This window comes from Tsukamurella paurometabola DSM 20162 (assembly GCF_000092225.1).
Classification (GTDB): Bacteria; Actinomycetota; Actinomycetes; order Mycobacteriales; family Mycobacteriaceae; genus Tsukamurella; species Tsukamurella paurometabola.
The window spans coordinates 1053127-1073181 of record NC_014158.1 but is presented as its reverse complement, the minus strand read 5'-3'; the positions used below and the strand labels follow the sequence as shown (position 1 = coordinate 1073181).

Here is a 20055-nt window from a genome sequence, read left to right as displayed (position 1 = left end):
GACCTACTCCGCGTCGAAGCGGAAGCCGACACCGCGAACGGTGACGATGCGCCGCGGGCCGTGCGGCCCGGTGTCGTCGCCGATCTTCCGGCGCAACCAGGAGATGTGCATATCGAGGGTCTTCGATCCCCGCAGATCGGAGTCGCCCCACACGTCCGCGAGGATGTCCTCGCGGGAGAGCAGTTGGCCCGCACGCTCCATGAGGAAGCGCAGCAGCTCGAACTCCTTGTTGGCCAGGGCCACATCGGACCCGTCCACCGTGACCCGTCGCGCCTTGGCGTCGAGCCGGATTCCGCCCGCGTCGAGCACATCGCCGGTGTCCGGGGCGGGCGCGCTGCGCCGCAGCAGCGCCCGGGTACGGGCCATCAACTCGAACATCCGGAAGGGCTTGCCCACGTAGTCGTCCGCGCCGGCGTCGAGGCCGACCACGAAGTCCATCTCGTCGGTGCGCGCGGTGAGCATGAGCACCGCCACCTCGGGCCGTGCGGCCCGCACTTCGCGGCACACCTCCAACCCGTCGAGCTCGGGCAGCCCCAGGTCGAGGATGAGCAGCGCGAACTCCTCGTCCAGCGCGCGGCGCACCGCATCGGTGCCGGTGGCGGCCACCGTGACGTCGTATCCCTCGCGAGTGAGAGCGCGCGCGAGCGGCGATGCGATCGCCTCGTCGTCCTCGGCCAGCAGAACCCGTGTGGTCATGACCGCCCAGGTTACTCCGCCCGCCACCGATCACCGCGACGCTCGTACTCCGCCGAGGCCCGGTCGGCCGCGTCATCGAGGGCATCGACCAGCAACGCATGCACCGCCGCGATGCGCGGGACGTCGGGGAAGTCGAGTGGATCGTCGCCCGCGGATTCCACGGTGAGGACCCCGGAGCGCAGCGCCCGGTCGACCAGCCGCTGGTGGTACTGCACCGAATTGATCCGGCGCAGTGGGATATCGATGCCGCGGCGGCGCAGGATCCCCGCGCGGAACATGATCCGCAGGTCGGTGACCACGAGGTGGGTGGCGCGCCGCACCACCCAGGGGCGCACCGTCCACCACCCGACGATCAGCGTCCACACGGCGACGATGGCCAGGCTGAGCCAGCCTGCGGTCTGGCCGGAGATGTTCGCGCGCGTCACCAGGCCACCGGCGACGCCCGCGAGCGCCGATGCCAGGAACAGCACCAGCACGGGCCCGACCATCCGCTTGGCGTGCGGACGGATGTGCAGCAGCACCCGCTCGTCGTCGACGAGCACCTTGTCCGGGAAGCCCATGTGCGCAGCCTAGGTGCGGGCGGGACGCAGGTGCGTGACGTCACCGGCAGAGAGCACATGCCGGAGCCCGTCGTCGTCGGCCACCACGATGCGGCCCTCCACGTCCACATCGACCGCGGTGCCCACCAGGGTCTCGTCGCCGGGGAGCGAGACGGTCACCCGCTGCCCGACGGTGACGCAGACGTCCAGGTACTCACTCCGCGCGGCGGCGGGATCGCTCGCCCACGTGGTCAGGCCCGCATCGAGATGACGCAGGTAGGCGATGGCGAGGGCGGTGCGATCGGGATCCTCGGCGCCGGCGAGCAGCAGCGAGGTCGCGGTCTCCACCGGCACATCGGCGGCGGCGAGCGTGGTGTTCAGGCCCGTCCCGATCACGGCGACCAGGCCGCCGTGCGGATCGGTCGCGAGCTCGGAGAGGATGCCGGCCGCTTTGCCGCCGCGCTTGCCCGGGACGGCGCTGAGCAGCACGTCGTTGGGCCACTTGAGCCCGGCCTCGACGCCCGTCTCCTCGCGGACCGCGCGGACCGCGGCCACACCGGTCACCAGGGACAGCCACCCGGCGCGCGGCGCCGCGGCGGCGGGGACGGCGACGGTGACGGAGATGGAGAGCTGGGTGCCGGCGGGCGCGGACCAGGGCCGCAGGTGTCGGCCGCGGCCCGCGGTCTGCACATCGGCGATGAGTACACGCCCGGGTTCGTCGCCCGCGCGGACCCCGTCGGCGAGGTCGGCGTTGGTGGAACCGGTGCTCGGCACCACCGCCACGTCGTACCAGCGCGTTCCGCGCACGGCCGCGGCGATCGCCGCCTGATCGGGGAGCATCGGGGCCCTCTCCTTCACCCGGGCAGGATCGCGCGTGTCGGCCGGTGAGGCGACCCTGCAGTTCGGCACCGACTCTATTGGTTAGAGTCGGGGGTATGACGAGTGCCTCCACCACCGACGGCGCGGCTCCCGGCGCTGACGGCGCCGAGCCCAGCATCCACACCACCGCTGGCAAGCTGGCCGACTTCCGCAAGCGTGACGCGCAGGCCCTGGCCCCCATGGGGCAGGCCGCGATCGACCGCGTGCACGAGAAGGGCCGCCTCACCGCCCGCGAGCGCGTCCTGGCGCTGCTCGACGAGGGTTCCTTCGTCGAGCTCGACAAGCTGGCGCAGCACCGCTCCACCAACTTCGGCATGGGCGCCAAGCGCCCCGTGGGCGACGGCGTGGTGGCCGGCTACGGCACCATCGACGGCCGCGAGGTGTGCGTCTTCAGCCAGGACTCCACCGTCTTCGGCGGCTCGCTCGGCGAGGTCTACGGCGACAAGATCGTCAAGGTCATGGACCTGGCCACTAAGACCGGCCGCCCGCTGGTGGGCATCATCGACGGTGCCGGCGCGCGCATCCAGGAGGGCGTGGTCTCGCTCGCCCTGTACTCGAAGATCTTCTTCCGCAACACCCAGGCGTCGGGCGTCATCCCGCAGATCTCGGTGATCATGGGCGCGGCCGCCGGTGGCCACGTGTACTCCCCCGCCCTCACCGACTTCGTGGTCATGGTCGATCACGAGAGCCAGATGTTCATCACCGGCCCGGACGTGATCAAGTCCGTGACCGGCGAGGAGGTCACCAAGGAGGAGCTGGGCGGCGCCCAGACCCACATGAGCAAGTCGGGCACCGCGCACTACGTGGCCTCCGGCGAGCAGGACGCACTCGACTACGTGCGCGAGCTGATGACCTACCTCCCCTCGAACAACCGCGCCGAGGCGCCGCGCTTCGTGCCGACCGACCCGCTCACCGGGTCGATCGAGGAGTCGGTCAACGACGAGGACCGCGAGCTCGACACGCTGATCCCGGATTCGCCGAACCAGCCGTACGACATGCACGAGGTGATCCGCCGCCTGCTCGACGACGACGAGTTCCTCGAGATCCAGCCGCAGCGCGCGATGAACATCATCGTGGGCTTCGGCCGGATCGACGGCCGCAGCGTGGGCCTGGTGGCGAACCAGCCCACCCAGCTGGCCGGTTGCCTCGACATCGACGCCTCGGAGAAGGCCGCGCGCTTCGTGCGGTTCTGCGATGCCTTCAACATCCCGATCATCACCCTGGTCGACGTGCCCGGCTTCCTGCCGGGTACGGGCCAGGAGTACGACGGCATCATCCGCCGCGGTGCGAAGCTGCTCTACGCCTACGGCGAGGCCACCGTCCCGAAGATCACCGTGGTCACCCGCAAGGCCTACGGCGGCGCGTACTGCGTGATGGGCAGCAAGGACATGGGCGCCGATATCAACCTGGCGTGGCCCACCGCCCAGTTCGCGGTGATGGGCGCCTCGGGCGCCGTCGGCTTCGTGTACCGCAAGGAGCTGGCCGAGGCCGCCGAGAAGGGCGAGGACGTCGACGCCCTGCGCCTGAAGCTCCAGGAGGAGTACGAGGACACCCTGGTCAACCCGTACGTGGCGGCCGAGCGCGGCTACGTCGACGCGGTGATCCCGCCCTCGCACACCCGCGGCCAGATCGTGACGGCGCTCAACATGCTCGAGCGCAAGGTGGCGATCACGCTGCCGAAGAAGCACGGGAACATCCCGCTGTGAGCGCCGATAAGCCGGTGGAGGCCGCGAAGGTCCCCGAGGCCGAGGCGGAGAAGCTGCGCGCGGCGATCCGGTTCGAGCGGGGCAACCCGTCGGCAGCCGACGTCGCCGCCATCGTGACGGTGCTCGCCGCGGCGTCGGGTTCGGCTCCGCGGAGTTCCGCCGAGCTGAAGTCGCTGTGGGGCGACACCCGGGAACGCCTGCGGCCGCAGTACTTCAACGGTCCCAACGCCTTCACCAGCCAGACCCCTCTGTTTTGGACCAAGGGCTCGTAACCGGCCCGGTCGGGCTGGTGCTCGCGTCGGCCTCGCCGGCGCGTCTGGGCGTGCTCCGCGCGGCCGGGGTCGAACCGGCCGTGATCGTCTCGCAGGTCGACGAGGATGCGATCCTCGCCGAACTGGGATCCGATGCGGCGCATGAGGATGCGGTGACCGCGCTGGCTCGCGCCAAGGCCCACGATGTGGCCGCCCGGGTCACGGACGATCCGTCTGCGCGGGCCCGTCGCACCGTGATCGTGGGCTGCGACTCGATGCTCTCGATCGGCGGAGCCCTAGTCGGCAAGCCGCACACCCCGGCGGTCGCCCGCGAGCGATGGGGCGCGATGCGCGGCCGCGCGGGTCGCCTGCTGACGGGCCACTGTGTCCTGCTCCTCGACGGCGACGGTGCGCCGCCCCGCGAGGCCACCGGCACGGGCGGTACCACGCTGCGATTCGGCGCACCGTCGGACGCCGAGATCGACGCCTACGTGGCCACCGGTGAACCGCTCGAAGTGGCGGGCGCGTTCACCCTGGACGGTCTCGGCGGCTGGTTCATCGAGGGGATCGACGGCGACCCGAGTTCGGTGATCGGCATTTCATTGCCATTGATGCGCCGGCTGTTGAGCGAACTCGGGGTCGGCGTGGTCGACCTGTGGCGGGGAGTGCCGGATCCGGCGTGATGCGGGGTGGCGGACGTCACAGTTTCGGCGTGTTTCATGCGTAAGCATTGCGTTAACTCCACGGAGCCAGAACGTTTCCCCAGCTCGGAACACTCAGCAACTCGCGAGTAACAAAACACCGTTCAGTCAGCGAAGATTCACCGAACCAGCACTCGCGCCGGTTAACGCAACCTGGGTCAACCCCGAATGACAGTGACGATCGACACCACTCTTTCGGCTCGCGAAAGGAATGGACGGCGTTTTAGCGTCATGGCATCACCAGGAACCGCCTACAGGTAGGAACCGCGCCATGACCGCACCGCTTCGCCGACTCGCATCGTCCGAGCGTGGCTTCGTGGGCGCCTACCCCACCACCGTCGCCTTCGAGCTGACCCTGCTCGGCGACCTCGATCTCGCGGCCCTCAGTGATGCGTTCACCGCGCTCCGTTCGGCGCACCCCGCGCTCGACGCCGTCGTCCTGCCCGAGGGGGACGACTTCGTCTTCGCCGCGCCCGCCGACGCTGCGGGCGCGCGCCTGACCGTCGAGTGGGTCGACGCCCTGCCTCCGGTCGGCGCCACGCCGCTGATCGATCCCGCGACGGCGCTGGGCCGGTTGCACGTGGTCACCGCCGACGCCCGGCACCGCGTCAGCCTGGCCGTCAATCACGCGCTCGGCGACGGTACCTACCTGTTCACCCTGCTCTCGCAGCTCTGGTCGCACTACACGGCCCTGGTGGGCTCGCGCACCATCGAGCGAGTCACCCCGCATGATTTCCCCACCTCCGCGCAGGACATCCTGCGCGACGTACCGACCGGGACCGATACCGGTCGCGATCGCCTCGACGGCATCCGCTGGTTCGGCGCCGCCCCCACCCTGCCGGCCGGGCCCTCGCCCCGCCTGCCCGAGGTCGCCTCGCTGCGGTTCTCCGAGGAGGTCACCGCGGGGTTCGCGGCAGCCGCCACCGGTGTGGGCGTGAACGCACTGCTCTCCGGCGTGCTGCTGTGCGCTGAGCGGTCGGGCTTCGTGGACGCCGATCCCGCCGATGCCATCCGGATCGGCGCCATGACGCTGGTGGACCTGCGCCGCCGGGTGCAGCCCGCACTGGCGCCCACCGCGGTCACCAACTTCGTGGGCGCCTCCTTCGCCGCGCCCGAGCTGACCGCCCTGGCCGATCCGATCGGTGTGGGCATCGCCGTCGCCGACGCCGTGCGTGCCGATGTCGCCACCGGTCGCAGCCTCAATGTGCTGGCCGCGCCCGCGGCTCCAGGCCCCGCCGAACCGCCGGTGGTACTGAGCAACCTCGGCGCGCTCGCACTCGACCTCCCGGAGAACGTGGTCGCCGAGCATCTCCGCCCGATCATCTCGATGGATTCGACGGCCCTGCACGGTCCGGGCGGTGAGCGCCGCCCGTCGCCGTCGGCCACTATCTTCCAGGCCTCGACCTTCCGCGGCCGGCTCGGCATCGAAGCGATCACCTTGGGCGGCACCGCCTCCCCTGCCGCCCGCGCCGCCGTCGCCGACCGGATCACCGCCCTCGTCCACGCCGCCGCCCGCCTCGCCCCCGCGGCGTGACCGGATCGAATCAGGAGACGCCATGCAGACCTACCGCGCACTGACCTTCTCGGAGGCCTCGTTCGTCCGCCCCACCTCGCGCGAAGTGATCGGCACGTCTTTCGAGCTGCGCGGCACCGTCGACAGCACGGCGCTGCGCGCGGCCTACGGCGCTCTGCTCGAGGAGTACCCGGTGCTCTCGGCCCGGATCGTCACGCTCGGCGGCAAACCGCACTTCGCCCCGGGCGATCCGGCGGTGGCCTCCGCCATCGGCTTCCAGGACGTCGCCGCACCGTGGACCGGCTACGACCAGACGCCACCGTGGTTCGTCGGCAGCGAGCAACTCTCCGCCATCACCCTCACGGGCCTCGGCGAGAGCTACCGCCTCACCCTCTGGGCCAGCCACGCCGCCACCGACGGCTCCGGCATCGTGGCCATCGCGACCCGCCTGTTCGAGCTGTACACCGCCTTCGCCAGTGGCGCGACCCCGATCGTGCGCACCGCCCGCGACTTCCCGTCCGAGCCACACCTGGTCATGGCCGCCCGCGGGCACACCCCCGGCGAACTCGACTACGAGGAGCGACTGGCGGGCACCAGCTGGCACGGCGCCGTCCCCGCTCCGGCCGAGCCCGCCGCACCGCAGACGCCGGACAGCGACGACGCGATCCGCGTCCGCTTCGATACCGCCGCCACCGCGGCCCTGGCGGCCACCGCCCGCGCACACGGATTCTCCGCGCACGCACTGGTGAGCGGCCTCATCGCCCGCGCGGAACTCGCCGAATCCGACGACGACGCGGCGTTGGCGCTGCTCACCCCGGTGGACTTCCGTGGCCGCATCGATCCGCCCATCCCGCTGCGCTCGGTGACCGCGCTGTGCGGTTTCTCCTACGTCGCCGTGCGCGACGATGCGGTGGAGGCGATCGCTCGCATCGTCGCCGACACCATCCGCTCCGACGTCCGCGACGGAACCGTGCTGCGCACCGCGGTGAGCCCGATGCCCGACCTCGCGACGCGCCGCCACGGCCCGCCCGTCCTGATCAGCAACCTGGGCGAGTTCCCCGCGCTCACGGTGCCCGGGTCGCTGGAGGTGCTGGACTTCCACTCGCAGATCGTGCGCAGTGCCGCCGGGATCCGTGAGTACGCCGCCACCTGGCAGGGTGACGGTGCGCCGCCCGCCCCGATCGGCTCGTCCTACCTGATCTCCACCTTCGGAGGTCGCCTGTCGATCGAGATGCGCGTGCTCCCCGGAACTCTCGGCGCCGAGGCCCGCACCCGCATTCTGAGCCGCATCGAGGCCGGCGCGCACGCGCTGCTCGAGGTCGGGACGGCCGCGTGAGCGTTCCCCTCGCCGACACCGAGTCGCCGCCGGCACCGCCGGTGGCGCTTCTGGTCGATGTCGCCCTGCAGCTCGGTGTGTACTTCGCGCTGCGCTACCTGGTGGGTGTCGGCCAGCTGATCGCGCTGCTCGCGGGCACCACTGTGGTGGCCACCCGGATCCTGGTGCGCACGTTCCGGCGGCGTGCCACCGATCCGCTGGAGATCTTCACCCTCACCCTGCTCGCCTGCTCCATCGTGGCCGCCGCCATCTCGGGCAGCCCGCGTGTGATCCTGCTGGTGGAGACCAGCATCGGCGGCCTGATGTTCGTGGCGATCGTCGCCGGCCTGGTGCTGCGCCGCCGGGCGGTGGCCACCCTGATCATGCGGCTCACGGTCCGCGGCGACACCGAGCGCGCGCAGGCCTGGAACCGCCGGGTGCGGGTGGCGCCGGACACCGTGCGCGCCGTCTCCGCGATCGACCCGCTCTGGCTGGTCGCGGTCGCCGTGAGCACCGGCGCCTCGGTGACCGCGGCGCTGGCCCTGCCCATCGACTACGCGGTGGTCGCCTGTCAGGTGATCCCCCTGCTGGTCGCCGTGCCGATCGCGCCGATCACCCTGCTGCTGCTCCGCCCCGTCCGGGCGGCGCTGGCTACCACTGCCACTGACGACCGTCCCCTGGCCCCGTCACCGAAGAACGTCGAAAGGACGAACCGATCATGAAGGTGTGCATCCTCGCTATGGGCAGCCGAGGCGATGTCCAACCCACGATCGCGATCGGGCTGGCGCTGCAGAGCCGCGGGCACGATGTGACGATCGCCGCGATGGGTGATCCGCTGGTGAAGCTGATCCGCTCCGCGGGTATCGACGCGCACCGGCTCAACGAGATCGTCCCCGACTACGACGACGACTACCGCGAGGTGATCCACCGACCGGTGGAGCGGATGCGGGCCTACGGCCGGTTCCTGGTGCGCAACATCGCCACCATCTCGTACGAGATCGAGACCGTGTGCCGCGACGCCGATGTGGTGCTGACCCATTCGGACGCGGTCGATTTCGCGCTGCCCATCACTCGCCGCACCGGCGCCTCGATCATCAGCTACCGATTCTTCCCTGGAACCACCAACAGCGTGTACCCGATGACGCAGTACACCCCGGCCGGGTTGACCAGCGATGTGCTGTCGCGGTCGCCGCGCATGGTCAAGCGGGCCACCTGGGCGCTCGGCGACTCGTTCACCTGGACGCACGTGCGCGCCGCCGTCAACTTCCACCGCATGTCGGTCGGCGAGGCGCCGTACCGCTCGCGGCGCGCGAAGAACCGCGACGCCCACGAGATCGTCGATCTGCAGCTCTACGACCCCGCCCTCACCCCCGATCTGGTGCCCGAGTTCAGCCGCACCCGGCCGATGCTCGGTTTCCTGGAGGTGCCCTCGGACGCGTGGCTGCGCGAGGGCAAGCAGTCCCGCACCGACGCCGACCTGATGGACTGGATCAAGGCCGGCGATGCGCCGATCTACTGGGGCTTCGGCAGCATGCGGATCGCCGACCCCGACGGCAAGGCCCGCATCTTCGCGCAGGTCTGCAAGGAGCGGGGCCGGCGCGGACTCATCGTCTCCGGCTGGAGCGATCTCACCAGTGAGGACCTCGGCGACCACATGCGGGTCGTCAACGAGGTCGTGCACTCGGAGGTACTCCCGCACTGCGCCGCCGCCGTGCACCACGGCGGCGCCGGCACCACCGCCGCATCGCTGCGCGCCGGCCTGCCCACCCTGATCTGCCCGGTGCTCGCCGATCAGCCCTTCTGGGGCGCGCGGGTCACCGACCTCGGCGTCGGCGCCTGCCTCCCGATGCGCAACGTCACCCCGGAACGGTTGCACGCCGCCTTCGACAAGCTGCTCGATCCGGCCACCCGCCGCCGCGCGCAGCGCACCTCGTCGTTGATCGACCTCGGTGACATCCCCGCCCGCCGGGCCGCGCTGATCATCGAGTCCATCGCCGAGGACGACGGGGTCGATGTCGCGGGCAGACTGGTCGAGACCATCGCGGCACCCGCCACCGTCGACTTCACGGCCCCGGCACCGGTGCCGCTCGCCCCGGCGGAGGTGTGAGATGGCCCGTCGTGCACTGACTCCCCTGGAGGTGCCGTACGTGGTCACCAACACCACCTCCAGCGGCAGCTTCCTCGCCCGCGGCCCGATCGATGCCGCCCGGCTGGCGCGCGCCTACGCCGCGCTGCGCCGCGAGTACCCGGAGCTCACCGGCCGGATCGAGGCCACTGCGTTCGGTTTCGACCTGGTCACCCCCGACGTCCCGGTGGACGAGGACGCCGCCCCGATCCTGGTCGAGGAGCGTGCGTTCGTGGCGGGCGATGTGGCCCTCGGCGTGCAGCCCGATACGGGTATCTCCGCGGTGCAATTGGTCTCGGACGGCGACCTGCACCGGGTGACGCTGGGCGTCAACCACGCCGTCGCGGACGGGGCGCACGCGCTCTTCCTGAATCTACGGCTGTGGCAGCTGTACACCGACCCGTCGTCCTTCGCCGGGCCGGTCACCGAGCTGCCGGCGGCGCCGCTCGATCTGGCCGGCCGGCTCGGCGATGTCTCCGGCGCACCGAGATTCACCGCAGCCGCGGTCGAATCCGCGGGCGTCGTGCCCACGGCGGCGACGGTCGACGGCGGCGCCTTCGGCTTCGATCGGATCCAGATCGACGCCGCCGCCACCGATGCGCTGCGCCGTCGCGCCAAGGCCGCGGGCCTGAGCGTGCACGGGCTGCTCGCCGGACTGATCGTGACCGCCGAGCGGGCCGAACTCGACCGGCCCGCCGAGGAGGCGGTGAGCATGGCCGTGTTCAGCCCCGTCGACCTGCGCGGACGGTGCGATCCCCCCGTCGAGGCGGCAGCGGTGACGAACTTCGCCGGCTCGTCGACGGCACCGGTCGCGGTGCGCGGTGACGCCGTGCCCGAGGAGATCGGCCGGATCGTGCTGGACCGGCTCAAGTCCGACCTCGCCGACGGAACCGTCGCCGCCGCTCTCACCGGCGCCGCAGGCGTGCAGGTGACCGGCGGAGCGCCGGTACGGCTGAGCAACATCGGCGCGATACCGGAACCGGCCACCCCCGAGGGGGTCGAGGTGCTCGACTTCCACACCAGCTCCGAGGTCGATATCGAGCGGGTCCGGGCACTGGTGCACAGTGCACCGCCCGAGGCGCTCGCCCCGCTGGTGGGGCTGCACTATCACGCTCTCACCTTCGGCGGCCGGCTCTCGATCGAACTCCGTTACGCCCCCGGCACATTGACCGACGAGGCAGTGCGGCGCATCCGTTCCCGCATCGAGACCGCGCTCACCGAGCCCGTGGGAGCGGCCGCATGAGTCGACCCGCGGCGACCGATCTGCTTGCCTTCGTCGACCAGGGCGCGGCGGCGGGAACCCGTGCCACGGGCCGTAACTCGCTGATTCAGATCGTCTGGATCTACGACCACGGCGTCGACCTCGAAGGCCTGGAGACCTTCCGGCGGGCACTGGCCCGCGGCCTGCTCGGCCGCCGGGTCGCCGCCTCCCCGCTTCCCTTCGGCCGCGACCGCTGGGTGGCCAGTTCCGCCGCTCCGCAGATCGCTGTGGTGGCACAGCCACGGCCTCGGGAGGAGATCGACACCTGGGTCGACCAGCGTGCCGCCGTACCGATCGACCCGTGGTCCGGGCCGGGCTGGCATCTCGGCGTCCTCCCGCTCACGGATGGCGGATCGGCTGTGACGCTGGTGGTCTCGCACGTCCTGGCCGACGGTGTGGGCGCCGCCACCGCTGCGGCCGAGGCCGCCCTGGGCACGGCCCGGGAGCTGCCCTACCCGCGGGAGGCCGCACCGGTGTGGCGGTCGGCGCCCCGCGATGCCGCACTGACCGCCCGCCAGCTTCCCGCGGCCGTACGGGCCGTCGCCGCGGCGTCCAAGCTCGCGAAGGGCCGGCTGGCGCCGTCCGTCGCCGCGGCACCGCCGCACCCCGTCGGGCCCGACCGGTGGACCGTCGCGCACCTGGACCGGACCGCGCTCGCCGCCCGCGCCGCCGCACTCGGCGGTACCGAGACCACCCTGCTGTTCGGCGTCACGGGAGCGATCGCCGACGCGCTGGGCTGGGTGCAGCCCGCCGACGGTGCCGCCGTACTGGGCCTGTCCGTGAACCGGCGCACCGACGGTGACCTACGCGGTAATGCGATCGTCGACGCCGAGATCACCGTCGACCCGGGCGCCGGTCCGGAAGGCATCGCGGCACTGCGCGGTTCGGTCAAACAGACTCTCGCCGGCCTGGGTGACGAGGGCCGCTACGACGTCTTCGGTCCGCTCATCACCCTGCTGCCCCGGCGCACCCTCGCCGCGTTGATCGATGCACCGCCGGATCCTGCGCGCCCGGTCACCACCTGCGCCGGCGTGGGCGCGCTCCCCGCACCGGTCCGTGCCCCGGATGGGACCCCCGCCGATCGCGCCTGGTTCCGCCTCGCCTGGTCGAACCTGCCCGGCAGGGAGACCGGCCCCCGTCCGCCGTACCTGTACGTGGGATGGACCGGTACCGACGACGAGACCTCCCTCTTCGCGGCGACCAACCTCGCCGCCGCGGAGGACCTGTCGGCGGTGGTCGACGGTGCAGTAGCGGAATTGGTACACCGCTCCCCCGTCTGAGCCGACGCCCGTCCTCCGCGACCGCTAGGCTTGCGGGCGTGGCCATCGAGACCGATCCCAGCCCCGAGCTGCAGGACTACGCGCACCCCGAACGCCTCGTCACCGCCGATTGGCTGAGCGGGCACCTCGGTGTGCCGGGCCTGAAGGTGATCGAGTCCGATGAGGACGTGCTGCTCTACGACATCGGGCACATCCCCACGGCGCAGAAGGTCGATTGGCATCTGCACCTCAACGACGCCGTCACCCGCGACTACATCGACGGCGAGGCCTTCGCGGAATTGATGCGCAGCAAGGGCATCAACCGCGACGACACGGTGGTGATCTACGGCGACAAGTCGAACTGGTGGGCCGCCTACGCGCTGTGGGTGTTCACCCTGTTCGGCCATCCGGACGTGCGCCTGCTCGACGGCGGCCGCGATCTGTGGATCAGCGACGGCCGCGATGTCTCGCTGGACCGCCCCGACTACCCACGCAGTGACTACCCGGTGGTCGAGCGCGACGACGCGCGGATCCGCGCGTTCGCCGACGAGGTGCGGGCCGATCTGGGCCGCCGTGCCCTCGTCGACGTGCGGTCACCGCAGGAGTACACGGGCGAGCGCACGCATATGCCCGACTATCCGGAGGAGGGGGCGCTGCGCGGCGGCCACATCCCCACCGCTGTGTCGATCCCGTGGGCCAAGGCCGCCCGCGCCGATGGACGGTTCCTGCCGCACGCCGAGCTCAGCGCGGTGTACGGCGATCTGGATCCGGCGGCTCCCGTGACGGCGTACTGCCGGATCGGTGAGCGTTCGAGTCACACGTGGTTCGTGCTGACGCACCTGCTGGGGTTCACCGACGTCAAGAACTACGACGGCTCGTGGACCGAGTGGGGCAACACCGTGCGGGCACCGATCACGCGGGGCGCCGAGCCGGGCTCCGTACCGGGCTCGTGAGCGCGGCGGACGGCCGGGCCGCGACCCCGGCCGCGCTGCAGGAGATCATCGACGATTTCGCCGCTGTCGGCGAGCCGGACCGCCTCGAACTGCTGTTGGAGTTCTCGCGGGAGCTGCCGGAGCTGCCGGAGCACCTGACCGCGGCCGCCATGGAACCGGTGCCGGAATGCCAGTCGCCGCTCTTCCTCGACGTGGACGCCTCGGATCCCGCGGCGGTGCGGCTGTACTTCAGCGCCCCGCCCGAGGCTCCCACCACGCGCGGCTTCGCGTCGATCCTGGCGCAGGGCCTCGACGGGCAGTCCGCCGCCGCCATCGCCGCGGTGCCCGACGATTTCCACCACGCCCTCGGGCTGGACTCGGTGGTCAGTCCGCTGCGCCTGCGTGGCATGTCGGCGATGCTGACGCGGATCAAGCGGCGCCTCGCGGCGTAGTCTCGCGAGCAGCCATGCAGTTCACCGAGATCGACGCCTACCCGCTGCGCCCCGGCGAGCTCCGCAATTGGGTCCCCACGACCGGGCCGGCGGCGCAGTGGCGCGATGACCCGCGGGCCACCTCGCACGTGCACGAGGCGCATCTGCGGGGCGCCGAGGCGGTGCTGCGGCGCCGGCACATCGACGGCGGCCGCGAGTCCTGGTTGGGCCTGGGCGTCGAATTCGACGAGCCGCTGTCGATCCCGGGCCTGCGCACCGCGCTGCGGGCCTGGATCGACCGGCACGAGGTGCTGCGCACGCACGTCTTCCTGGAGGACGGTGCGCCGCGCCGGCGCAGCGCGCAGATCGACACCGTCGATCTGAAGGTGCAGACGGTGGGCACGTACAACTCCACCGAACCGCTCGCGGAACAGCTGCTCGGCGAGTTCGACCGGGCGACGGCCCCACTGACCTGGCCCGCATACATGTTCTCCACCGTGGCGCGCGAGGACTCGTTCACCCTCTTCTTCGCCGCCGATCACTCTCTGCTGGACGGCTATTCGCTGATCCTGAGCCCGTACGAACTGCGCGAACTGTATCGGCAGGCGGTGCACGGCGACGAACCGAAGCTGATCCCCGCGGGTAGCTACGTCAACTATTCGGACACCGACCGGCAGTCCGCCGACCGGGCCACCGCCGCCCATCCCGCCGCGATGCTCTGGGACGAGTACCTCACCGAGACCGGCTATCAGCCCTCACCGTTCCCGATGCCACTGCTGCCGCCCAGCGCCAAGGTGCTCGCCGACGAGACCCTCGCCGCGCTCACCCTCGATCCCGACGGTGTGCCCCGGATGCCGCAGAACGCCCTGAACTTCCACCTGCTCGACGACGAGCGGGCCAACAACTTCACCCGGGTCTGCTCCGAGGCCGGTGCCAGCCTGGTGACCGGCGTCCTCGCCTGTATGGCGAAGATCAACACCGACCTCGGCTTCGGTCCGATCTTCCGCTGCGCGGTCACCCGGCACACCCGTGACGCCGAGCAGTGGATCGCGGCGCTCGGCTGGTTCGTGGGCATCGCGCCGTTCCGGCTCGACACCACGGGCGCTCGCACCTTCGGCGAGCTGGCCCAGCGGGCACAGGAGCAGTGGCGGCATTCGAAGACCGGCAGCACCCTGCCCTACCTACGGATCGGCGAGGTGCTGGCGCAGGAGCCCGGTCATGCCCAGGCCCCGCCGCCGCGTTTCGTCGTGTCCTTCATGGACACCCGGTCGGCACCCGGATCGGCGATCAACGATGCCGGCGGTGCGAGTGCGCTGCGCTCACGCGACTACTCCCTCGATGACGTCTATCTGTGGATGCTGCGCACCCCGTCGGGACTGCACGTCGCGGCCCGGTTCCCCGGCTTCGACACCGCGCGCCGCAGCCTCACGCTGTACCTCGGCGCGCTACGGTCGATGTTGACCGAGATCGGCGACGCAACGGTTACCCGTGGGTAACCCGACTGCGGGGGTACTGTCGCGTGCGCCACAGCGGGCGAGGCATAGACTTCGTCTGGAGCCTGGCCCGACAACGGGTGTAACAGACGGCTGCGCGCCCACCCCGGCGCAGCCTGGAACGAGGAGATTGAGTGGCAGCGCACGCCGAGAAGAAGATCGAGAAGGTGCTCATCGCCAACCGCGGTGAGATCGCGGTCCGCGTGATCCGGGCGGCCCGGGACGCCGGCCTGACCAGCGTCGCCGTCTACGCCGAGCCGGATGCGAACGCGAAGTTCGTACGCCTGGCCGATGAGGCCTTCGCCCTGGGCGGCCAGACCTCCGCCGAGTCGTACCTGGTGTTCGACAAGATCCTGGACGCGGCGAAGAAGTCCGGAGCCGACGCGGTCCATCCCGGCTACGGCTTCCTGTCGGAGAACGCCGACTTCGCCCAGGCCGTGCTCGATGCGGGCCTGACCTGGATCGGCCCGTCGCCGTCCTCGATCCGCGACCTCGGCGACAAGGTGACCGCACGGCACATCGCCGAGCGCGCCAATGCACCGATGGCCCCGGGCACCAAGGACCCGGTCAAGGACGCCGACGAGGTCGTCGCCTTCGCCAAGGAGTACGGCGTGCCGGTCGCCATCAAGGCGGCGTTCGGTGGCGGCGGCCGCGGTATGAAGGTCGCCTACACCATCGACGAGATCCCCGAGCTGTTCGAGTCGGCCACCCGCGAGGCCGTGGCCGCCTTCGGTCGCGGCGAGTGCTTCGTGGAGCGTTACCTGGACAAGGCCCGCCACGTCGAGGCACAGGTCATCGCCGATCAGCACGGCAACGTGGTCGTTGCCGGTACCCGCGACTGCTCGCTGCAGCGCCGCTTCCAGAAGCTGGTCGAGGAGGCTCCCGCGCCCTTCCTCACCGACGAGCAGCGCGCCCGTATTCATCAGTCCGCCAAGGACATCTGCCGCGAGGCCGGCTACTACGGCGCCGGCACCGTCGAGTTCCTGGTCGCGGCCGACGGCCTGGTCAGCTTCCTCGAGGTGAACACCCGCCTGCAGGTCGAGCACCCGGTCACCGAGGAGACCGCCGGCATCGACCTGGTGCGCCAGCAGTTCCGCATCGCCGAGGGCAAGGAACTGACGATCACGGAGGATCCCACTCCGCGCGGCCACAGCTTCGAGTTCCGGATCAACGGCGAGGACGCCGGCCGCGGCTTCCTGCCCGCCCCCGGCCCGATCAGCGTCTACCGCGAGCCCACCGGCCCCGGCGTCCGCGTCGATTCCGGTGTGGATCAGGGCGATGTGATCGGCGGCCAGTTCGACTCGATGCTGGCCAAGCTCATCGTGACCGGCGCGACCCGCGAGGAGGCGCTCGAGCGCTCGCGGCGCGCGCTGGCCGAGTTCGAGGTCGAGGGCCTCGCCACGGTCATCCCGTTCCACCGGCACATCGTGTCCAACCCCGCCTTCATCGGCGACGGTGAGAAGTTCGACGTGTACACCAAGTGGATCGAGACCGATTGGGAGAACCCGATCGAGCCGTACACCGGTGGCCAGGCGCTGGAGGAAGACGATTCGCTCCCCCGCCAGAACGTGGTCGTCGTCGTCGACGGCCGCCGCGTCGAGGTCTCGCTGCCCGGCGAGCTCTCGCTCGGCGGCGGGGGCGGCAACACCGGTGGCGCCGGCGTGATCCGCCGCAAGCCCAAGCCGCGCACCCGTGACCGCAATGCCGGCGTCGCCGCGACCGGTGATTCGGTCACCGCGCCGATGCAGGGCACCGTCGTGAAGGTCTCCGTCGAGGAGGGCCAGGAGGTCAAGGCGGGCGATCTGGTCGTGGTGCTCGAGGCCATGAAGATGGAGAACCCCGTGGCCGCCCATAAGGACGGCATCGTGACGGGCCTCTCGGTCGAGCCCGGCACCGCGGTCACCCAGGGCACCGTGCTGCTCGAGCTGAAGTCCTCGGAGTAGCACCCGCTCGTGGAGCCGATCGGACTGAACGTCGGGGCGTGGTACCTCACGGAACTGCGCCCCGACGCCTGGTCGGCCGACGAGGCCTATGCCTGGGCCGTCCGGGTGAACACCACCGGGGATTCGACCGGCGAGGTCACCCTGTACCCGTCGGGCGAGATCTCCGTCGATGGCCCCGATTCCGAGGGACTGCGCACCGCCCGTGATGCGGTGGCGCGCTTCGGCGCCTCTCTCTGAGATTTCGCTCTAGCGAATTCCCCACGCTCAGCGCGGCTGCGCGCGATGATCTGTGCATGGCGAAGAAGAAGGAGCCCGAGAAGGTTCCCCCATCGATCTCGGATTCGATGACCGGTCTGGTCGATTCGGTGCGTTCCGCTGCCACTCGCGCGATGGACAACACCGGGCGCACCGTGAACAGTGTGGGCAAGCTGAGCACCATTCCGCCCGACACCATCGAGCTGATCTCCGAGTTGCCGAAGATGATGCTGGCGATGGCCGACATGATCGAACGGGCGAACAACGTGATCGACCGGGTCGAGCGGATGACCGCTGTCGCCGATCCCGCCCTCAACACCCTCGACGCGGTACTGCCGCCGCTGGTCGAGGTGACCAATAAGCTCACCGATGTCCAGAAGGGCGTCAACCGGCTTCCCGGCGTCAGTCACCTCCGCAAGGCCACCGGCCTCAGCGGCGATTGACCTTCCTTCCGCCCGGGGAAGAAATGGACGCGGCAAGCACATTCCTGACGCACACTCTGCAATGCACACGCCCCGTCCTCAGCGAAGGCACCCGGTGTAGGTAGCGCTATAGCAATACGCGAGACGCGAACGACAAGGCATGAGTATTCTCGTGACGCGAAAGTCCGTCGACCTTGGGGGGGATACGTGGCTGCACCACAGTGGATCGAGCAATCGCAGTATCCGCCGGCGAAGTCCTCCTCCACGAACGGGTTGGCGATCGGTGCTCTCATTGCCGGCATCATTTGTGCCCCACTGGGAATCGTTCTTGGGCACATAGCGCTGCGACAGATCAACCGGTCCGGCGAGCGCAGTCGCGGACTCGCAGTCGCGGGTCTTGTCGTTGGTTATGTGCTCACTGGTCTGATCGCGGTGTCGATCGTTGTTCTTGCGACCTTGGTCAGTAGCGTCAGTGCCGCTTCGATCGCGGGCTTCGTATCGGCCTGGACCTGGTCGATGGCCTGACGTCGCGGACCGATCAGACCGGCAGCACTCCGATCGAGCAATCTTCACGCGCCCCGGAGTCCGGCGCCGGGCGCGGAGTCATTCCGCCGCGCCGTACTGCGTGACGAGCCGGGCGGCTCTGTTGCGAAGAGCCTCACGGAGGGAGTTCGGCGCCAGAACGATCGCTTCCGTGTCGAGCTGCCACACCGCCCACACCGCATGACGGAGATCTTCGAAGGTCACGTCCATTCGCGCCCACCCTTCCGGCTCACACACTTCGGCGCGGACCGCCCGGGCAGTGGCCAGGAGTTCCTCCCGTCGTGAGATTCGAACTCGGACGGTCACCGAGATGTGCCCCTCCGACAGGAATCGCGCGGTGCGCTCGGCCCAGATTCGGTCGAGCTCGACCTGGTCAGGGCGCTGCGCCGACTCGGAGAGCGCCTCTGCTCGAAGCATGCGTGAGAGGCGGTACGTGCGATCTTCGCCGGATCTGGAGGCTACGAGGTACGTGCGGTCTCTCACGGTGACCAGGCCGATAGGGTCGACCACTCTGGCATTGGCCGGCGTGCCGCCGATCGCGTATTCAAAGCGGAGCTTGCGGCCGGTCAGCACGGCCCTACGTACCTCGCGCATCACGCCGTCGGCCAGGTCTTCGGTGAACGCGCGGCGGGACAGTAGGTCGGTCTCAGGCTCGATCAAGAACCTTTGGGCAGCGCCGTCGACGCTCTCACGGTGCCCCTCGGGGAGAGCATCCACCACCTTGCGCATTGCCGAAGCCAGCGGCGCGCTCAGCCCGAACACCTGCTGCCCACGGCGGGATCCCGCGGTGAGCAGGGCGAGCGCCTCATCGTGGTTCAGTCCGATCAGCTCCGTCCGGAAGCCGGGCAGGAGCGAGTAGCCACCGGACCGACCGCGATCGGCGTAGACGGGCACACCCGCCGTCGAGAGCGCGTCGATGTCGCGTTGCACGGTGCGCGTCGATACTTCGAGCTGATCGGCCAGTTGATCTGCGGTCATTCTGCCGCGCTGGCGCAACAGCAGCACCAAGGAGACGAGCCGGTCCGCACGCATAGGTCATTCTCTCGCGGAATCACGACAGAAGGTGTCGTAATTCGTTGCAAACCTTGATGGACAAGCACCTCAGAAGTGCACAGCACATCAACGATCGGAGCAGACATGGAACGCAGCGCAGTGAATCCAGTGACATGGTCGCAGGAGATGGGCTTCAACCAGGGCGAGGTTGTGGTTGGCGAGACTCGGACCTTGTACATCTCAGGACAAACCGCGATGAGCGCGGACGGGCGGCCCGAACACGATGGGGACATCGCTGCCCAGTTGGCACTGGCGATAGCCAACCTTGAGGCAGTCCTCTCCGAGGCCGACATGTCTCTCGCGAACCTGGTGCGGCTGAACGTCTACACCACCGATGTCGACGCATTGTTCCCGCATTACGGCCTCCTCGCCAGCAAGTTGGGGGCCGCGCGAGTCGCGCCGACAACCACGATGCTCGGCGTCAGCAGGCTGGCAATCCCCGGCCAGATGATTGAGCTCGACGGAACCGCCGTCGCCTAGCGAGGCGGAACGCCCACCACTGCCCTGGCCCGTCAACGAGGCAAGGGGCGGCAGGCAGTCAAGGGAGCAATCATGCTGCACGTCAAGACCATCGGGATCTACGGTTTCAGCTTGCCAACGTTCATGGAGACGCTGCACACCGCAGGCGTGAGTCAGCTCATCGATGTGCGGCAACGTCGTGGCGTTCGTGGAGCCGTGTCAACGCTCCCTGAATCTTGACCCCCTCCGGTTCCCGGAAAGTTGACCCCCTGGCAGGGA

General features: G+C 70.2%; 22 protein-coding genes. 18 read left to right on the top strand and 4 right to left on the bottom strand.

What is annotated here, in order from left to right; translation table 11 throughout:
• Window positions 1-3: 3 nt before the first annotated feature.
• The 3 genes from TPAU_RS05220 to TPAU_RS05210 are packed head-to-tail and all read right to left on the bottom strand — an operon-like array spanning window position 4 to window position 2093.
• Entirely contained in the window at window positions 4-696 is a 693-nt protein-coding gene (locus TPAU_RS05220) for a response regulator transcription factor (RefSeq protein ID WP_013125717.1), read from the bottom strand.
• 11 nt (window positions 697-707) lie between these two features.
• Window positions 708-1256, bottom strand: coding sequence for a PH domain-containing protein (locus TPAU_RS05215; protein WP_013125716.1), 549 nt, complete (start codon window positions 1254-1256; stop codon window positions 708-710).
• Window positions 1257-1265: 9 nt separating this feature from the next.
• Window positions 1266-2093: a biotin--[acetyl-CoA-carboxylase] ligase gene (locus tag TPAU_RS05210; protein WP_342612043.1), complete on the bottom strand. Its 828-nt coding sequence runs from the start codon at window positions 2091-2093 to the stop codon at window positions 1266-1268.
• A 77-nt stretch (window positions 2094-2170) separates the two neighbouring features.
• On the opposite strand from TPAU_RS05210, the gene TPAU_RS05205 reads away from it, so the two are divergent.
• The 16 genes from TPAU_RS05205 (at window position 2171) to TPAU_RS05130 (ending at window position 18246) form a co-directional block, all read left to right on the top strand.
• On the top strand, window positions 2171-3820 hold the full coding sequence (locus TPAU_RS05205) for an acyl-CoA carboxylase subunit beta (protein ID WP_013125714.1): 1650 nt from the start codon (window positions 2171-2173) through the stop codon (window positions 3818-3820).
• A complete protein-coding gene (locus TPAU_RS05200) occupies window positions 3817-4092 on the top strand; it encodes an acyl-CoA carboxylase subunit epsilon (RefSeq protein ID WP_013125713.1) in 276 nt (91 codons plus the stop codon). Before TPAU_RS05205 ends, TPAU_RS05200 begins: the two co-directional genes overlap by 4 nt.
• A gap of 17 nt (window positions 4093-4109) precedes the next feature.
• Entirely contained in the window at window positions 4110-4754 is a 645-nt protein-coding gene (locus TPAU_RS05195) for a Maf family protein (protein WP_013125712.1), read from the top strand.
• 289 nt (window positions 4755-5043) lie between these two features.
• The gene (locus TPAU_RS05190) at window positions 5044-6306 is read left to right on the top strand and encodes a phthiocerol/phthiodiolone dimycocerosyl transferase family protein (protein WP_013125711.1); all 1263 of its coding nucleotides are present in this window, start codon (window positions 5044-5046) and stop codon (window positions 6304-6306) included.
• Window positions 6307-6328: 22 nt separating this feature from the next.
• The gene (locus tag TPAU_RS05185) at window positions 6329-7621 is read left to right on the top strand and encodes a phthiocerol/phthiodiolone dimycocerosyl transferase family protein (protein WP_013125710.1); all 1293 of its coding nucleotides are present in this window, start codon (window positions 6329-6331) and stop codon (window positions 7619-7621) included.
• A complete protein-coding gene (locus TPAU_RS05180; RefSeq protein WP_013125709.1) occupies window positions 7618-8322 on the top strand; it encodes a VC0807 family protein in 705 nt (234 codons plus the stop codon). Before TPAU_RS05185 ends, TPAU_RS05180 begins: the two co-directional genes overlap by 4 nt.
• Entirely contained in the window at window positions 8319-9707 is a 1389-nt protein-coding gene (locus TPAU_RS05175; RefSeq protein WP_013125708.1) for a glycosyltransferase, read from the top strand. The genes TPAU_RS05180 and TPAU_RS05175 overlap by 4 nt, the downstream gene beginning before the upstream one ends.
• 1 nt (window position 9708) lies before the next feature.
• Complete coding sequence (locus tag TPAU_RS05170) at window positions 9709-10968, top strand: phthiocerol/phthiodiolone dimycocerosyl transferase family protein (RefSeq protein WP_013125707.1); 1260 nt, start codon at window positions 9709-9711, stop codon at window positions 10966-10968.
• A complete protein-coding gene (locus TPAU_RS05165; protein ID WP_013125706.1) occupies window positions 10965-12266 on the top strand; it encodes a hypothetical protein in 1302 nt (433 codons plus the stop codon). Before TPAU_RS05170 ends, TPAU_RS05165 begins: the two co-directional genes overlap by 4 nt.
• Window positions 12267-12304: 38 nt before the next feature.
• On the top strand, window positions 12305-13198 hold the full coding sequence (locus tag TPAU_RS05160; RefSeq protein ID WP_013125705.1) for a sulfurtransferase: 894 nt from the start codon (window positions 12305-12307) through the stop codon (window positions 13196-13198).
• Complete coding sequence (locus tag TPAU_RS05155) at window positions 13195-13629, top strand: SufE family protein (protein ID WP_013125704.1); 435 nt, start codon at window positions 13195-13197, stop codon at window positions 13627-13629. Before TPAU_RS05160 ends, TPAU_RS05155 begins: the two co-directional genes overlap by 4 nt.
• 14 nt (window positions 13630-13643) lie before the next feature.
• Window positions 13644-15104, top strand: a complete 1461-nt coding sequence (locus tag TPAU_RS05150) for a condensation domain-containing protein (protein ID WP_013125703.1) — start codon at window positions 13644-13646, stop codon at window positions 15102-15104.
• A gap of 131 nt (window positions 15105-15235) precedes the next feature.
• Complete coding sequence (locus TPAU_RS05145) at window positions 15236-17044, top strand: acetyl/propionyl/methylcrotonyl-CoA carboxylase subunit alpha (RefSeq protein WP_013125702.1); 1809 nt, start codon at window positions 15236-15238, stop codon at window positions 17042-17044.
• 9 nt (window positions 17045-17053) lie between these two features.
• Window positions 17054-17281 (top strand): hypothetical protein, encoded by a 228-nt coding sequence (locus TPAU_RS05140; RefSeq protein ID WP_013125701.1) that lies wholly within the window; start codon window positions 17054-17056, stop codon window positions 17279-17281.
• A gap of 56 nt (window positions 17282-17337) precedes the next feature.
• On the top strand, window positions 17338-17742 hold the full coding sequence (locus tag TPAU_RS21785) for a hypothetical protein (RefSeq protein ID WP_013125700.1): 405 nt from the start codon (window positions 17338-17340) through the stop codon (window positions 17740-17742).
• A gap of 186 nt (window positions 17743-17928) precedes the next feature.
• Window positions 17929-18246 carry a DUF4190 domain-containing protein gene (locus tag TPAU_RS05130; protein WP_049825777.1) on the top strand — a complete coding sequence of 106 codons (318 nt, stop codon included), beginning with the start codon at window positions 17929-17931 and terminating at the stop codon, window positions 18244-18246.
• 78 nt (window positions 18247-18324) lie between these two features.
• Here the strand turns inward: TPAU_RS05130 and TPAU_RS05125 are convergent, their stop codons facing one another.
• Window positions 18325-19296: a helix-turn-helix transcriptional regulator gene (locus tag TPAU_RS05125; protein ID WP_013125699.1), complete on the bottom strand. Its 972-nt coding sequence runs from the start codon at window positions 19294-19296 to the stop codon at window positions 18325-18327.
• Window positions 19297-19401: 105 nt separating this feature from the next.
• Here TPAU_RS05125 and TPAU_RS05120 point away from each other — a divergent pair, with 105 nt between their 5' ends.
• Both TPAU_RS05120 and TPAU_RS23085 read left to right on the top strand, forming a co-directional pair.
• On the top strand, window positions 19402-19797 hold the full coding sequence (locus TPAU_RS05120) for a RidA family protein (RefSeq protein WP_013125698.1): 396 nt from the start codon (window positions 19402-19404) through the stop codon (window positions 19795-19797).
• 72 nt (window positions 19798-19869) lie between these two features.
• Window positions 19870-20016, top strand: coding sequence for a hypothetical protein (locus TPAU_RS23085; protein ID WP_013125697.1), 147 nt, complete (start codon window positions 19870-19872; stop codon window positions 20014-20016).
• Window positions 20017-20055 lie beyond the last annotated feature (39 nt).

Excerpts from the sequence above, each read along its gene's own strand:
- TPAU_RS21785 (WP_013125700.1), top strand. The coding sequence starts at position 17,338 with ATGGCGAAGAAGAAGGAGCCCGAGAAGGTTCCCCCATCGATCTCGGAT.
- TPAU_RS23085 (WP_013125697.1), top strand. The coding sequence starts at position 19,870 with ATGCTGCACGTCAAGACCATCGGGATCTACGGTTTCAGCTTGCCAACG.
- TPAU_RS05220 (WP_013125717.1), bottom strand. The coding sequence starts at position 696 with ATGACCACACGGGTTCTGCTGGCCGAGGACGACGAGGCGATCGCATCG.
- TPAU_RS05205 (WP_013125714.1), top strand. The coding sequence starts at position 2,171 with ATGACGAGTGCCTCCACCACCGACGGCGCGGCTCCCGGCGCTGACGGC.
- TPAU_RS05190 (WP_013125711.1), top strand. The coding sequence starts at position 5,044 with ATGACCGCACCGCTTCGCCGACTCGCATCGTCCGAGCGTGGCTTCGTG.
- TPAU_RS05185 (WP_013125710.1), top strand. The coding sequence starts at position 6,329 with ATGCAGACCTACCGCGCACTGACCTTCTCGGAGGCCTCGTTCGTCCGC.
- TPAU_RS05120 (WP_013125698.1), top strand. The coding sequence starts at position 19,402 with ATGGAACGCAGCGCAGTGAATCCAGTGACATGGTCGCAGGAGATGGGC.
- TPAU_RS05175 (WP_013125708.1), top strand. The coding sequence starts at position 8,319 with ATGAAGGTGTGCATCCTCGCTATGGGCAGCCGAGGCGATGTCCAACCC.
- TPAU_RS05150 (WP_013125703.1), top strand. The coding sequence starts at position 13,644 with ATGCAGTTCACCGAGATCGACGCCTACCCGCTGCGCCCCGGCGAGCTC.
- TPAU_RS05170 (WP_013125707.1), top strand. The coding sequence starts at position 9,709 with ATGGCCCGTCGTGCACTGACTCCCCTGGAGGTGCCGTACGTGGTCACC.
- TPAU_RS05125 (WP_013125699.1), bottom strand. The coding sequence starts at position 19,296 with ATGCGTGCGGACCGGCTCGTCTCCTTGGTGCTGCTGTTGCGCCAGCGC.
- TPAU_RS05215 (WP_013125716.1), bottom strand. The coding sequence starts at position 1,256 with ATGGGCTTCCCGGACAAGGTGCTCGTCGACGACGAGCGGGTGCTGCTG.
- TPAU_RS05165 (WP_013125706.1), top strand. The coding sequence starts at position 10,965 with ATGAGTCGACCCGCGGCGACCGATCTGCTTGCCTTCGTCGACCAGGGC.